Origin of the sequence: Thioclava sp. GXIMD4215 (assembly GCF_045291555.1) — a bacterium.
GTDB classification, from domain to species: Bacteria; Pseudomonadota; Alphaproteobacteria; order Rhodobacterales; family Rhodobacteraceae; genus Thioclava; species Thioclava litoralis.
Window position 1 is genome coordinate 1,302,701 of sequence record NZ_CP149515.1, and the last position, 14,676, is coordinate 1,317,376.

Below are 14,676 nucleotides of genomic sequence, written 5' to 3' on the forward strand. Positions count from 1 at the left end.
CAGGCGCCCGCAGGAGGATCGGCCAAAAGGCCGATCCGACATATCGCGCAAAACCCGCCCCTCGGGCGGGTTTTTCCGTTTAACAGAACGACCGCATCCTATTCGGCGGGGCTATGCAGTTCTGCATGGTCGCCCTCCCCCGCTGGCTGGTCCACCCTGTGCTCGGGCAGGATCAGGGACAGCAGGATGGCGCTCAGCCCCGACAGGGTGATCGGCGTGGCCACAACCTGTTTCAACAAGACCGGAAGATGCTGCGTCGCCTCCGGCACCAATGTCACCCCGAGCCCCAACCCAAAGCTGACCGCCATGATATAGACCTGACGCTGATCCATCGGCTGGCTCGCCAGAATACGGATACCCGCCACAGCAATCGTGCCAAACAGCACAAGCGTCGCCCCGCCAAGAACCGGCTTCGGGATCAGCGTGAACACCGCCCCCAGAATGGGAAAGAACCCGAGGATCACCAGAATAGCGGCGGCATAAAGCCCGACATACCGCGAAGCCACGCCCGTCATCTGGATCACCCCGTTATTCTGGCTGAAGGTCGTATTGGGGAACGTATTGAAAATCGCCGCCAAACCGGAATTCACCCCATCGCCCAGCACCCCGCCCTTGATGCGTTTCAGATACAGCGGCCCCGCGACAGGTTGACCCGAAATCACCGAACTTGCCGTCAGATCGCCCGAGGTTTCGATCGCCGTCACCAGATAGAGAAAGGCCACCGGAACGAACAAACCGAAATCGAAATCCAGCCCGTAGCGGAACGGAATCGGCAGGGCAAAAACCGGCGCTTTCGCCAAAGGCGCCAAGCTGACCATTCCCAGCCCCGCTGCAACAAGCGTCCCCACGACGAGCCCGATCATGATCGCGCCAATCCGCAACATCGGCTTGCCAGTGAAGGTGCAGATCAAGACCACCGCCGTCACAATCGCCCCCAACAGAAGATTGACCAGTTGCCCCAGATCCTCGCCCGCCATCGCCCCGCCCGCAAAGTCGGTAAAACCAACCTTCACGAGGCTCAGCCCGATAATGGTGATGACGATGCCGGTGACCGTGGGGTTAATAATCCGCTTCAGCCGGTCCATGAATTGCGACAGCACGATTTCGACCAGACAGCCGACAAGGCACAGGCCGAAAATCATCGCCAGAATATCCTCGGGCGTGCCACCACGGGCCTTCACACTCATCCCTGCAGCAAGGATCGCCCCGAGAAAGGCAAAAGACGTGCCCTGCAGGCTCAGAAGCCCCGATCCAACCGGCCCGATCCGTCGGCATTGGATAAAGGTCGCGACCCCCGAGACGAAAATCGCCATCGAGATCAGGTAGGGCACCTGCTCCCCCAACCCCAGAACGCCACCAATCACCAAAGTCGGCGAGACGATCCCGACAATCGCCGCAAGGATGTGCTGGAAGGCGGCCAGAGCTGCGCGCGCCGGCGGAGGACGGTCCTCGAGCTTGTAGATCAGGGAGACATGGTCGGCCATCTTGCGCTCCTTTCGAGGGATAGTTTCCCCGATTGGGCGCCGCAGACCGGTCAAAGGGAAGTAAAGCCGCCACAACCCTTACGCGCATCGCGAAAAGACCCGAAAACTTGCAAATAAAATAGGCGGACCGCTCGGGCCCGCCCAAAAACAGATCGCCTCGGAAAGGCTCAGGCAAGGCGGCGTTCGATCGCCATGCCGGCAAACATCGCGACCACAAAGACCAGCCCGCCCCAGCCGCCATAGCTGAGCGAGGCCATCGCGGGTCCCGGACAGAAGCCGCCCAGCCCCCAGCCCACACCAAACAACAGCGCCCCCAGCACAAGCTTGCCATCCAGTCTGGTCGAGGGTTTGCCCGGATAGGCCTCGCCCATCGGCGAGGTCTTGCGTTTCGCGGCAACCCGCCATGCCACGACCATCGGCAGAACAGCCCCGCCCAGCACAAATATCAATGTCGGATCCCATGCGCCAAACACATCCAGAAAGCCGCGCACTTTCTGGGTGTCGGTCATGCCCGAGACCATAAGCCCCAATCCGAAGACTACCCCCGACAGCAACGAGACAAAAACACGCATCAGATCACTCCCAGAAGATGACGCGCCACAGCCACTGCAATCATGCCGAAGCCGACATAGACGCAGGTTGCAACAATCGAACGCAGCGAAAACCGCGACATACCGCAGACGCCATGTCCCGAGGTACAACCATTTCCAAGCCTCGCCCCGAACCCGACCAGAAGTCCGGCCACAATCAACACAAGCAAGTTACCGCTCGCATGTGTCTCCGGCGCACCCCAGACAAGCCCCACAAGCGCAGGCGCTCCAACAAGACCCAAAGCGAAGGCAACCCGTTCTTTGAAGACCTGCCCGCCCGGCTGCATCAATCCGGCAAGGATACCGCTCGCCCCCATAATCCGCGCATTGACCAAGAGCATGACCACGGCGGCACCGCCAATCATCAAGCCCCCCAATAGCCCCCAGATCCAGTCCAATGGCACGCTCATCCCGGCCTCCATATCGCCAAGCAAAACTTCAAGACGATATGTAGCACAACACATTCCGCTTTCAATATACGAATGTACTTAAAAACACCGCTGAGCTTTCTGAGCTATGCCCCATCCCTTGGACAGGATCTGGCGTAAATTACGCTATTCGTTGTACTTGCTGATCGGGTTGGTTCATATCATTTCTCTGCCAACAGGCTAGCGCCGGAGGCTGGCCGCCCAGGGCTGAATGCGGGCGCTGGTGGTTATAGAAGGTCATCCAGTTCCGGATGGCCGCCTTTATCTCCGACCCAACGCACGCTGGTCGCTAGATTTCGTCCACGACCAGTTCGCGGGCGGCCAGCGCTTCCGGGTGCTCAACGTGGTCGACGATGTCACCCGTGAATGTCTCGCGGCAATCCTGGATACCTCGATCTCGAGGCGCCGTGTCGCGCGTGAACTCACGGCCCTGATCGAGCGTCGTGGAAAGCCCGGCATGGTTGTCAGCGACAACGGAACCAAACTGACCAGTAACGCCATTCTGCGATGGTGTTCCGAACACAAGGTCGAATAGCACTACATCGCGCCGGGCAAGCCCGTGCAGAACGGTTTCGTCGAAAGTTTCAACGGCCGGATGCGTGAGGAACTGCTCAACGAGACCATGTTCTGCAATCTGGCTCATGCCCGTGTTGTGATCGCAACCTGGGTCACAGACTACAACACCGAGCGTCCCCATTCGGCCCTAGATTACCAGACCCCGGCTGACTACGCGCGGGCCCTGACCACCGCAATCGCCCGCCCCGCTGCTCGAGATGAAAGCTCCGCGCGTCGGGCGATTGCTCAACCTGCGCCAATCGGCGTAAACACTAAACGGACTCCAGTCGCTGCTGGAGGAAAGCCCCATGGCCGGTCAGTCGGGCCACGGCTGAAGACAAATCATATAGAAATGACTCTGGATCCACAATTTCCGGAAAATCGTTTAGAACCAACGAGCGTTGGTAATTTCATGGAGGCCTCGGAAGATCGAATGAACTTATGAGGCCTCTTAAATCGTTCAAAGAACCGCTACCCTTTATGGTCTTTGTCGCATCGAGATTTCTTGAAGCTGGATTGCTCGAACACGCCCGCCAAAATGCAGGCAATATTGATCAAATCTTTTTTCTTCATCGCCCCCCCGAGTAGAGCCGCCTCACCCTCGAAAGAAAAAAGCAGCCGAATTGGCTGCTTTTAAATCACCCCTTGGCCCAATTTTTGTAAAGCTGGGCGAGTTCATCGACCTGCTGCTCAACGCTTCTCAGAACAGGCTTAACTTGAGGGGAATGTCGATAGCGCTCCGGATCCTCGTCAATCTTCTGAAGCGCGCCACGCACGCCTGCAACAGTCTGGACTTCGACCACAAATCCATTTTCACCCTCAATAACATCAGAGCCAATCGCACCCTGATCAGAGGCAACAACCCAAGCTCCTGCAGCCAATGCTTCCCGAGTGACCAAACCGTAGCTTTCTGGCCAAGTAGATGGCGCCATCAGCACGTCGATTTGCGCGTACAGCTTTTCAACCTCATCCTGCGCAAACTTGCCGCGTCGAATAACCGGAGTGTTGCCCCAAGTCTCTTGAATCTCGATGTCAGGCGACAATGCGTGATCGATCACGAGCAGCTCGAGGTTATCAAAATCCGTCGTCAAAAGCGTATTCCGCACATGGTGATAGCCTTTGTGCCGGCTAGCTCCACCAATATGGGCCAAGCGCACTCGGCCATTCTTGGACGGCACTTTCACAACGTTCGGTAGGTTCGAGACACCATTCTCGACAACATGAAGTTTTTCAACTCCCGCTCCAGCAACGACACGACCGAACGCCTCGGAAACGGGCAAGATAGCCGCAGCGCCAAGAAGTGCGCGGCGCAAGCCCTGAGCACGTTCAGGAAGCTCTGACACGTCTTTCTTGTAATCGTAAAAACTGGCGTTGCCGGCGTTATCCAGCACGAACTGGTTTTTAGAGATCCACCAGGCATCATGCATTGTGATCACGTAGGGAATCTGACGCAAGCGAGCCGCATGAACAATGGATGTCGTCAATCGCTGGATACAATGGAAGTGGACAAGATCTGGCTGGACCTTATCCAAGATTTCTTCGAACGCCGCGCCCATTTGCTCGTCGGTGATCGGATGATCGACATTGGGGATATCCGGCGTCGCGATCGCCCATACCCGCACGCCGTCACGCGCGTACCGCTGTACCTCATATCCCTTGCGTCCGCCCTCGTAGGTGCAGATCACATCGATCTCGAACTCATCGCCATATTTCTCGCGCAGCACCCGAACATTGTCATGCACGACACGGGTCGCCCCACCAATAGCCTGCGGTGGGTAGAAAACGTTCACAATAGCAATGCGCTTTTTCCGCATAGATGACGGTCGGACAGCCTCAAAGATGCTGCGCAGATTTTCCCCCATTGCCGGGAGAGAATACTCCTTCAGAACCGTCTCACGTGCAGCGGCACCGACGGAGGCGCGAAGGGCCTTATCACCTATCAAGCGATCCAGAGCTTTCGAGAAATCTTCGGTCGTTTCACAGAGGAAGCCCGTTTCACCATTAACGATTTTTTCTTCATGTGTCCGGGTCGCGCTGACGACGGACGGAGTGCCAAACATAGCAGCTTCCATCCACTTGATCTCGCTCTTTGCATCCGTCAGCAATGAGGGCGAGAGAATGGAGAGATTGATGTCAGCTTGCGCGACAAGGCCACAATACTCTTCAAAATCCCATACAGGCTTCAGCATCTTCACGTTATGCTTTTTCAGATCCAAGTGATTGAACTTGTCGAAATATCCGATCAAGTGGATCTCGATTTTACGCCCATATTTTCGCGCCATTTCCGCAAGCGCTGGCTCGAGAATTTCGTGGAAATCCTCTTTATGCGCTTTTGTACCAGAACCATAGAACAGAACAATCGGACCATCGGCCTTTTTCAAAGCCATTTCATGGTCGGCAATCGCGAGCATATGCAATCGACCTAAAGCATTTTGATGCTCAAAGACTTGACCGCTGCGTACCTTCTTAGCCATCAATTCGCGCAGCGTGGCTGTGGACGCGATGCCGTATTCACATAGCTCCATTGCGCGCTCGAACAGGGGCACGCCACATGCCATAGCGTTATATTCGCGCCGGGTAATCTGGTTCGCGTAACTTTCGAAACTCGGGGGGAAATGTGCGGTATCGAATACGATATCGTCGATTTCATAAAAAGTCGCCAAGCCTGCTTGGCCGGCCTGAACGATCGCATCCATGATCTGAGGGAAAGCAGGAACTCTGAAGAAAATCACCGCCTGGAACCGGTCCAAGGCACCAAGAAAATCATTCAAGTCATTGGAAGGCGAGAACACCTGAACTTCAAAGCCCGCCTCACGCAGCTGCTCTGCCTTTTGATCAACGCGGTAGAGCTTGCATTGATAGAGATCCTCGTTGCCAACCAACGCAACACTACGGATAGGCTCGGACCGCGACGCATAATTATGCTCGGGATTTGGGCGATAGCTTTGAACAAGATGACGCAGATCAGCTCGTGCTTTGTCCAAGCCGAAAACCTCTGCTCGGTCCGCGATCGTGTCCCAGAGTTTCCAGAAGCCATCTGTCGCAAGCGCTTTATGACGATCACGCATGACGATGTCATGCTCGATCTGAAGCGCGCTCTTTTGGAGAACTTCTGCGGCCTCGTCAAATTTACCCTGACCCAATAACAACTCGGTCAGATTCAAGGAATTCCAACCGTTTTCACGCGTTATAGGAACTCTACGGCGCAAGACGCGCGCCGTCGCACCTTGTCCTGTCCGTTGAAGCAAGTCGGCCATAGCCATGTTTGCTTTTACATGACGCTCATTGGCTTCAAGCACTAGACTGTAGAGCCAACGGCCAAGAGGCGCATCTCCAGCAATGACTTTGGAGTCCCCTAAATTTCGCACGAAACTCTGGCTCACACGAGCAGATAGATCGACCCACTCCAACCCTGGGCGAGGATGGTCTCTTAGGTGCTCCAAAACGCGCTTAGCGCTGCTTTCCTTCGGGAGCCCCTCACTCCCCATCTTAAACCGATCTAGTTGCGATAGTATTTCTTGAGGAACAAGCGTTCCAAAGATCACCTTACCTAGACGAGGTAAGTTCGGAGCATCATCCAAAAGGATACCAACCGACAGCCAGTGCTTATAGAGCGCCTGCGCCTCGGTTAGGCCCGCAGGCCCTTTCAACAGGGGATGATAAGATTTCTTATAAAAGTCTGCATCAAAATGGAGATCAGGCCGTATAGGCTGAATCGACTTCCATCCATCCCTACAAAAACTCTGAACGATGGACACTCTTGAGGGCAGCTTTAAAGAATTTGATTTGGAAACACGGGAGAAACCGTAACTGTAGCCCTCTTCAAACAGGTTTGCCAAAATCGGCGCAAACCCGTTCAATATGAAGAGCTCAGCTTCATTCATTGCGTAAGGGCCAGGGCCCTTCTGCCTGCGAAGTTCCCTTAAAGCTTGAGGTCCATTTAATGCCTCAGGCAAGGAGACACCATACACTTCACCAATAAGTTGTGGATCCCAGCTATCTGGATAGCCCGTTTCGCCCTTCTCCAAGCCAAATTCCAAAAAATGCAAATGAATAGCGGTCGCGTCAAAGGTAGTTTTAAGAATATCAGGGTTAGCCGCAGCATAACTGGTATAATTGAACCCGGATGATAGCCAACCTGCACGCGGATGACTTTTCAAAATATTCGGCAAAGACTTACTTTGAGTCGCAACCAATCGTTCAAAATATTGAAACCACTCACCTGATGAATTTGCTTTATGAAATTCAGCGGGTATCAAACGACTAGAAAAATCGCTGAGTCCGATTTCGTTTTCAAAAACGCGTCGATACTCAGATGCTCCATAATTACAATAATGTTGTAAAGCATCATGCTCCAAGTTGCGTGAAGCCTTCAAGGCTTCCGCAACATCTGGATTATATTTTAAGTATTGATCTGAATTAAACCCAGGCAGATCGAAGACCACAGGTGTATTTTTTTTCAAAACTTTTTTTAAAGAGGTGCTGATCGACTTCATACACTTACGCCCTATTACTTGTTTTGATCACAAGCTGCATACCTTCTCTGCACATTTAATCCCCTACCAGTCAACCAAACAGACTTTCCATAAGACTGAAAATGAAACCGCCTTAGGGGTACATAGCAATTGAATTTACAACGCAACACCTAGCGAAGAAATGATAGAGTTCCCCAAAAACGAGCGGCAAACACGCTTCCCCCTTGAACGTAAACTCGCGAACTTGTTGTGGGTCAAAACCTTCTATATGACTAGCTCCCTGAATGAACATAACTTTCGATAGTTAAAGTTACGAAGACCGATCGCCTTAATAGCAAAGAAGCAAAGGACCGCATATGGAACCGAAACTAATAATTTGCGGCATGGAACATACGGGAACTACACTAGTTTCGGATTTATTCCGGCAGGTTCCTGGTCTCGACTCTGGATTTGAGTGCGGCGTACTGCTTCGCGAAACACCTAAAGAATTCCTCTCATTGCAGCCCTTTTCTCAAAATATGCTTAAGGGGTGGGGCTTAACTCCAGAGGAACTGGAGACAATGTGTAGATGTGAGAGTCACTCTGAATTTTACGAAAAACTTATACATTTTTCTCGTACACTCCCCGAAGGTACATCTCAAATTTTTGACAAAACGCCTCGCTATTTGTCGGAGCTATCTTCAGTATTAAAGCGCGTTTCGTCACCCGTAATTGTGACATACAAGGACCCAAGAGCCATTGTATGTTCAGATTTCAAACGGGCTAAAACAGAAAATTTCGATGCATGGTATTCAGATTATCTACCAAAGAAAAAACCTTATTTGATTAACTGTTATTCGGAATTCAAAAAACATTCGGCCTCTAAACGAACATTTTATGTGGGGTTAGAGAACCTAGCCATGAACGCGCGCGCTTTGATGGAAGGAATGTTTGATCATGCGGGCGAAAAATTTAAAATTGATTATGCAATCATAAAAGAACTTCGGTACGTAAACACGAAAAATAATACTGTTTCCGCCGATATTGCCTTTGAGTATCTTCGTGTACTTAAAAGTGAGTGGCAGAAGAAAATTGAAACTGACTTTCATGAAGCAAGCGACTGGTTCTACGCTTAAGAACCTCACGCTCGAAATCAAAGCCCCCCTTGTTACAGGAACAAAAGGGGGGCTTTAATCCGAGGTATCCAGCTAAAGATATAGAAACATTGAGTTGTTATTTGAGCCTCTCAGATTAGTTTGGCTTCAAGATATTGAAGCACACTTTGTACATCCACCTTCCAGCGCAAACGGTTCAAATCATCCCCAGAGGCGGATACCGTCGTACCGATTAAGGCGTGAACATCATAGCCTGCAGCCGTAGCGAAAGTTTGATAGTACGGAAGAAAGTGCCAAGTTTCTGAAGGCAACAATACCAACAGCTTTGCTGAGACATCCATGTAAGGCATATTCATGAACGCGTTGCCTATGGGACCTACTGCAATCTCAGCATCTCGAAATATCGAAATTTGATCTTCCACACTGTGCTCACCAAGCATCACCTCTACAAAGCCAAAACGTGCGGCCAATTCAGCTATAAGTTCGCTTTCATTTTCCAATATTCTATTTGGGGTATCCCTGCGTGAACAATATATGCGTTTCCCCTTACCTGTCCCACTAACCTTCGTTGCAATGGTTTCAAGAAAGTCAAACATTTCTTTTTGAGCGAAAATTGTGCTTACAGGTGGCCGAAAATTATTTAGCGGCGCAACAACGACTAAGTCGCGCACTTTAATCCATTCATGATCTGCTATCCTGTGGATCTGCCCCATACCAACCCCAGCAAGGCCCAACATTGTTGCCTGAGTACTGCCCGGTTTACACCATTGATTCGCTCGATGCTTGTAGCCAGTAAGCACCGAATAAGGTCGGAAACCGAGCAATTGCTGGGCAAGTCCAAGTCTTGCAAAGTTATCGTATGTCCAATGACCATAGTGGACAGGCCAAACGCCATTCAAAGCGACTACAGGACCATCTGACAAAACTTTAATAGGGGCGCATGGAGAAGCTCTAAGCTCAGCAAAATCTTCATTGACAGACATAATATGCGGGGGCCTCAAATTGCTCTCCGGCAGTAACTTGCCTTCTTCAGTCAGAACTAAGCCCTCTCCCGAAACACATGCGTTTCTCAATCTTACGACAGCCACTTCAGGATAATGTCGACTAGTTGCACCTAATTCAGAACGTTGCTCATCCCCTATTTTTTTGTCCGGGTCATGAACGGCAAGCGCCTTCATGGGAACATCTTGAGAATGCCTGAAAATTTGGACTGCTACTGAGTCAGATGGAGATGCATCAAAATCATGCACACAAACGGCACGATCAACCTTCCTATCAAGCTCAATACGAACAGACATTGTTAACCCCGCTAAAAGATTTTCCTTTGTACACCAATCATTGGGATGAGCCTGAAATACACATTCCCAATGGATACGAGTGACTTTAATCATTCTATTAAATCAGCTACAAGCAAGCGGTTCGAAGCCTCCCCCTTAGCTAAGCGGCTATTGGATTATAGCAGGGAAGATCAAATGAAAATCGCAATTGTAGGTGCTGGGTGGTACGGCTGCCACCTCGCTACGTTCCTAAAGCAAATCGGATTTGAAGTAGCCATTTTTGATAGATCGACCTCAGTTTTTTCCGGAGCGTCCGGCAAAAACCAAAATCGCCTTCATCTAGGCTTTCATTACGCCAGAGACTACACTACGCGTTTTCAATCGCGCGATGGCTTCTCTCGTTTCACCGAGCGATATCCTCATTTGTCTTCGCCGATAAGCTCAAACCTTTATGCCGTGCCCAAGGGAACGAGTTTAATAGATTTTCGGACTTATAAAGCAATCATGGCAAGCTCAGGTATTGAGTTTGAAGACATTGACATGAATCGACCAAATGTGAAAATGGTGTCGAATATTTCTGGCATCGTAAATACACATGAACGTGTTGTTGAAACGTCAAAAGCAGCTACTTTTTTTGGTAATTCCCTATCAAACATCTTAAGACTTAACACTCAAGTTGCATTAAGTGACATTGCAACATTTGACGATCGCGTTGAGGTATTTGGTGAATCTTTTGATTATCTCATTGATGCAACTTGGGGAAAGTTAACTCCACTGGACATTCAAGTTTTCTACGAACCAACGCTATTGTTATATTATCGCAGCAAAGTAGCAGACTGGGCGCTAACTATGGTAGACGGACCATTATGCTCAATTTACCCTACAGATAATCCAGAGATCATAACTCTATCATCAGTTCCTCATACTCCACTTGGGCGCTTCGATAATATTGCTGCAGCGGAGAGCTTTGTACGTTCTATTGATGACGCTATGATTGCTCATAAAAGATCACTCTTTGAAGCACAAATCGAGGAATACTTGCCTGCTTTCAAGGACTTGTTTTCCTACGAAGGTCCGCAGATCTCGATGAAAACCAAGCCTATTGGCGCAGAAGACAATCGTGCTTGTTATGTCTTCCGTCATGGCAGAACGTTTAGTGTAATGTCTGGCAAAATAGATACAATCTTCATTGCTGCAGAACGCATAATTAGCAGCATCGGTCGGCTAGACGAACAAAACTAACGGGAGAGTTTTTAATGAACAGCGTGATAATCGGAAATACGGGTTTTGTTGGTTCAAATCTATGCCAACAGACCAAATTCGATATAGAAATAAATTCAAAAAACATCGGTGATATTACCGGTGGAAACTTTGATACAATCGTTTGTGCTGGCGTGTCGGCGATAAAATGGAAAGCGAATCAAGACCCCTCTGCAGATCTTCTCGGCATTAAGAAGCTGACAGACGTTTTAAAAACGGTGACTGCAAAACAATTCGTTTTAATTTCAACAGTAGACGTATTTTCCGATCCCAACGGAAAAACTGAAGCTTCGAAAGTAGAAACTGAGGGACTACACCCCTATGGCCTTCACCGTTTCAATCTTGAGCGTGAGCTTTCCAATCACTTTCCTGCCTGTCATATTCTAAGGCTTCCGGCACTATTTGGATCTAATCTCAAAAAGAATATCCTATTTGACCTTGCGCACAAGAACATGCTGGAAAAGATCAATCCTGCGTCCTCTTTCCAATGGTACCCCTTGAATAGATTGTGGTCTGATATCTGCTCGATGACCGACGCCCAGTTACCTCTTGTACATCTTGCAGTAGAACCGATTGCCACTTCGAAGATACTATCTGAATTTTTTGCTGATGTGGAAGTTGGTTCTGATGCGGCGCCGGTGGCACACTACAACTTCCATACCCAGTTCGCGGAGCATTTTGGAGGGGTATCACCATATATTATGCCCAGTCAGAAAGTTCTAGCTGAAATAGGCAAATGGGTCTCGGAAAACAAATGATGCAATTAAGCGTATCCAACATTGCATGGCAAAAAGAGCACGATTATGAGGCGTACTCATTATTATCAGATATGGGTATCAATTGGATCGAACTGGCACCCGCTAGAATCGCGAATTGGGACTCCATTTCGATAGCGCTAATCGAAGATTACCTTGCGGACCTGCAGAAGTATAAATTGTCAGTCAGCTCACTCCAAGGCATCTTCTTCGGCAAAAAAGGAATATCACTAACAGGAGAAGATGAACAATTTGATGCCTTCCTTAAGCACGTCGAATTTGTTGCCAAAATCGCAGACACTGTCGGGTGCAAACCTGGCGTTTTTGGAGCGCCCCTTATCAAACTTCGAGGTGAAAAATCAAAAGCAGATCTCGATCAAATTGTCTGCGAACGCCTTAAGTTGGTAGGTGAAACTATACAACACACAAATTTCATACTAAGCCTCGAACCTGTACCAAGCTACTATGGGGCTGATTATTTAACATCTACATCCGAAATTTTAGCAATGCTAGAGAAGGTAAATCACCCCAACATCGGCTTACACCTTGACATAGCTTGTGTGCAGCTGGGTGAGCAAGATATCTCGAGCATTATAAAATCGCTTGAAAAATCTACTATTAAACATTTCCATATTTCAGAACCAGATCTCAAAAATTTCAGCAACCCTATTATGAGTCATAGAAATGCGGCTCAGGCTTTAAGGGCAATAAATTACGATCGCTTTGTGACAATAGAAATGAAAGCAGTAGAAAATACTTGGAAGGCAAACCTCCAACAAGCAATAACGTATTGCCGCAATACCTACTTTGGCCAACTTACCTAAACCTAACCTTTTAGATAGGTTTCCAAGATATACCGAACCATGCATATAGGCAGCCGACATAACGATTGACTTGGTTCGTATATATCGAGTTTCAGGGGAGCCAACCGGCTCCCCTTTTCCTTTCCCCTCACGCGGCGTTGCGCACCCAGATCACACCGTCATAGGCATAGCCCGACAGGAGCGTCTGCACGAGCTCCAGCCGGCCATTCCCGTCCGTCGTGAACTGCGCCGAGACGATCGAGGTCGGGTCTGCCGTGCCGCTATGCTCGACACTGGTGCCGTCCGAGCCCGTCCAGAGCGCATTGGTCACGCTGGTCGATTTGCGCGAAGCCGTGAAGTCGATATCGAGCACCGTGTTCGGGGCCGCATACAGCTCGATCTTCACCGCCTGCGCGGTGTTCCACGAACAGGACCGGCGCGTGAACTCGATGTAATCCAGAGTGCCCTGCCACTCGGCGTTCCCGTCCGCACGGCCCGTCGAGTTATAAAGCACCGCCGCCCCGGTATAGGTGCCCTTCGCCGTCAGGCCCCCATAGCTGCCGTCGTAATTCAGCACCTTATCGGCAGGCCCGTCAAAATAGGTCCCCGTCTCGGTGAAGCTCAGCCGGTGACAGCCATGCACGATCTGCGGCGAGATCAGCACGAAGGCGTTGATCGCGGGCGCGGTGATCTCCGGGGCAAAATCCGCCCAGCCGAAGCGGACCGCCTTCCGGCTGCCCCTGACCAGCGGCGCCAGACGCTCGGCAAACCAACCACGCAGCCGCTCCTGCCCGTCCGCGTCCGGATGCACGATGTCATCGGTCTCGAAGAAATGCGCCCGATGCGCATAGACCCAATCGTTGAAGCAGGTCACGGCGGTCATGTCATCGTAATACCCGTCCGCAAACAGCGTGCTCTTGGCCGCCAGCAGCTTCGCTTTGAGCCAGCTGTTGTAATTGGCCGCGGTCGAGACCGCATCGGCCTTGGTGGTGACATAGGGCGTGCGCCAGCTGATATCGGACCAGAGCACCTGCCCCGGGCGCGTGGCGATGACCGCAAGCATGGCATCGACCTCGGCCTCGAAACCCGCCTGATCCTGAGCATTGGTCGCATTGTTGCCGCCCGCATGCAGGCAGAACAGCGTGTCATCGCCGGGATAGGCGTCCAGCGCCTCCTGCAACAGCGGCTGGATCTGCGCCACCGTATAGCCGCCCACCGCGCGGCAACGGACCTCGACCCCCGGCGCGCCATTGGCCGCCAGCTTGGCCTCCATATCGGCCCAGGAGCCGCCCGAGGAATCCTCGGCAAGGCTGGCCCCGCCGAAGGTGCGGTTCATGATCGAGGCCCCGACAAAGACGATGCGCTTGAAACGCTTGCGCCCCGCCGGACGCCCGCCCAGAGCCCGCAGCGGGCGCGACACCGGCCCCGCCCCGAGCGCGTTCACCGCCCGCAGTTGCAGCAGGTGGCTGCCGGTGCCAAGCGCCAGCGTGTAGCTGCCGCCCGCCACATCGGGCAGCGCGGTCCAGCTGATCCCCTGATCGAGGCTGTATTCCAGCGCGGTCAGCGGGCTGCCGCCATCATAGGGCGCGACCAGATCGAGCGTCACCTCGCCCTCGCCCGCCCCCGGCGCAAGCCGTGCCTCGCGCACCGGCTGCGGCAACAGCATCCCCGCATGCGAGACGCTGGCCGCCCCGCCCATCAGCCCCCAGGCCCAAAGCGTATCGGCCCCCGCGATGCCGGGAAACAGCGTGGCGATCTCCACATCGCGCAGCGCCCCTGCCGGAAGCCGCTGCGCCCCCGCAAGGCTGCGCGGTGCCTCATCGCCTACGCCGGCCAGCAGGTAAATGTCGAAGCCGCCCGAGTTCTGCACCCGTGCCGCCTGCGCATCGGCCCGCATCAGGGCGACAAATTCACCCGCAGGCAGCGGGAAGGTATAGCTGACCATAACGGTCCTC

11 protein-coding genes and 1 pseudogene are annotated in these 14,676 nt (G+C 51.9%); 5 read left to right on the plus strand and 7 right to left on the minus strand.

The features are described from left to right. Positions 1-98: 98 nt before the first annotated feature. From WDB86_RS06345 to WDB86_RS06360, 4 genes are all read right to left on the minus strand, one after another. Positions 99-1,484, minus strand: a complete 1,386-nt coding sequence (locus WDB86_RS06345; protein WP_406736911.1) for a nucleobase:cation symporter-2 family protein — start codon at positions 1,482-1,484, stop codon at positions 99-101. 167 nt (positions 1,485-1,651) lie between these two features. After that, positions 1,652-2,056, minus strand: coding sequence for a DUF6691 family protein (locus tag WDB86_RS06350; RefSeq protein ID WP_406736912.1), 405 nt, complete (start codon positions 2,054-2,056; stop codon positions 1,652-1,654). Continuing rightward, positions 2,056-2,484 (minus strand): YeeE/YedE family protein, encoded by a 429-nt coding sequence (locus tag WDB86_RS06355; protein WP_406736913.1) that lies wholly within the window; start codon positions 2,482-2,484, stop codon positions 2,056-2,058. The genes WDB86_RS06350 and WDB86_RS06355 overlap by 1 nt, the downstream gene beginning before the upstream one ends. A gap of 139 nt (positions 2,485-2,623) precedes the next feature. Then, positions 2,624-2,767 (minus strand): integrase core domain-containing protein, encoded by a 144-nt coding sequence (locus WDB86_RS06360; RefSeq protein ID WP_406737026.1) that lies wholly within the window; start codon positions 2,765-2,767, stop codon positions 2,624-2,626. Between the two features lie 6 nt (positions 2,768-2,773). Between WDB86_RS06360 and WDB86_RS06365 the strand changes: the two are divergent. After that, a pseudogene (locus WDB86_RS06365) lies at positions 2,774-3,236 on the plus strand (integrase core domain-containing protein); the annotation flags it as partial. Between the two features lie 459 nt (positions 3,237-3,695). Here the strand turns inward: WDB86_RS06365 and WDB86_RS06370 are convergent. After that, complete coding sequence (locus WDB86_RS06370; RefSeq protein ID WP_406736914.1) at positions 3,696-7,553, minus strand: glycosyltransferase; 3,858 nt, start codon at positions 7,551-7,553, stop codon at positions 3,696-3,698. Between the two features lie 335 nt (positions 7,554-7,888). On the opposite strand from WDB86_RS06370, the gene WDB86_RS06375 reads away from it, so the two are divergent. Further along, positions 7,889-8,647, plus strand: a complete 759-nt coding sequence (locus tag WDB86_RS06375; protein WP_406736915.1) for a sulfotransferase — start codon at positions 7,889-7,891, stop codon at positions 8,645-8,647. A gap of 110 nt (positions 8,648-8,757) precedes the next feature. On the opposite strand, the gene WDB86_RS06380 is transcribed toward WDB86_RS06375, so the two are convergent. Continuing rightward, positions 8,758-10,017, minus strand: a complete 1,260-nt coding sequence (locus WDB86_RS06380; RefSeq protein ID WP_406736916.1) for a glycosyltransferase family 61 protein — start codon at positions 10,015-10,017, stop codon at positions 8,758-8,760. Positions 10,018-10,098: 81 nt separating this feature from the next. Here WDB86_RS06380 and WDB86_RS06385 point away from each other — a divergent pair, with 81 nt between their 5' ends. From WDB86_RS06385 to WDB86_RS06395, 3 genes are read left to right on the plus strand one after another with little or no spacing between them, the layout of a single operon-like run. Then, the gene (locus tag WDB86_RS06385; protein ID WP_406736917.1) at positions 10,099-11,145 is read left to right on the plus strand and encodes an FAD-dependent oxidoreductase; all 1,047 of its coding nucleotides are present in this window, start codon (positions 10,099-10,101) and stop codon (positions 11,143-11,145) included. 14 nt (positions 11,146-11,159) lie between these two features. Further along, a complete protein-coding gene (locus WDB86_RS06390) occupies positions 11,160-11,921 on the plus strand; it encodes a hypothetical protein (RefSeq protein WP_406736918.1) in 762 nt (253 codons plus the stop codon). Next, entirely contained in the window at positions 11,918-12,742 is an 825-nt protein-coding gene (locus WDB86_RS06395; RefSeq protein ID WP_406736919.1) for a sugar phosphate isomerase/epimerase family protein, read from the plus strand. Before WDB86_RS06390 ends, WDB86_RS06395 begins: the two co-directional genes overlap by 4 nt. 127 nt (positions 12,743-12,869) lie before the next feature. Here the strand turns inward: WDB86_RS06395 and WDB86_RS06400 are convergent, their stop codons facing one another. After that, positions 12,870-14,666: an SGNH/GDSL hydrolase family protein gene (locus tag WDB86_RS06400; RefSeq protein WP_406736920.1), complete on the minus strand. Its 1,797-nt coding sequence runs from the start codon at positions 14,664-14,666 to the stop codon at positions 12,870-12,872. Between the last annotated feature and the right edge of the window lie 10 nt (positions 14,667-14,676).

Bases quoted from the DNA above. Each gene is read 5' to 3' on its own strand.
- WDB86_RS06345 (WP_406736911.1), bottom strand. From the start codon at position 1,484: ATGGCCGACCATGTCTCCCTGATCTACAAGCTCGAGGACCGTCCTCCG.
- WDB86_RS06350 (WP_406736912.1), bottom strand. From the start codon at position 2,056: ATGCGTGTTTTTGTCTCGTTGCTGTCGGGGGTAGTCTTCGGATTGGGG.
- WDB86_RS06355 (WP_406736913.1), bottom strand. From the start codon at position 2,484: ATGAGCGTGCCATTGGACTGGATCTGGGGGCTATTGGGGGGCTTGATG.
- WDB86_RS06370 (WP_406736914.1), bottom strand. From the start codon at position 7,553: ATGAAGTCGATCAGCACCTCTTTAAAAAAAGTTTTGAAAAAAAATACA.
- WDB86_RS06375 (WP_406736915.1), top strand. From the start codon at position 7,889: ATGGAACCGAAACTAATAATTTGCGGCATGGAACATACGGGAACTACA.
- WDB86_RS06380 (WP_406736916.1), bottom strand. From the start codon at position 10,017: ATGATTAAAGTCACTCGTATCCATTGGGAATGTGTATTTCAGGCTCAT.
- WDB86_RS06385 (WP_406736917.1), top strand. From the start codon at position 10,099: ATGAAAATCGCAATTGTAGGTGCTGGGTGGTACGGCTGCCACCTCGCT.
- WDB86_RS06390 (WP_406736918.1), top strand. From the start codon at position 11,160: ATGAACAGCGTGATAATCGGAAATACGGGTTTTGTTGGTTCAAATCTA.
- WDB86_RS06395 (WP_406736919.1), top strand. From the start codon at position 11,918: ATGATGCAATTAAGCGTATCCAACATTGCATGGCAAAAAGAGCACGAT.
- WDB86_RS06400 (WP_406736920.1), bottom strand. From the start codon at position 14,666: ATGGTCAGCTATACCTTCCCGCTGCCTGCGGGTGAATTTGTCGCCCTG.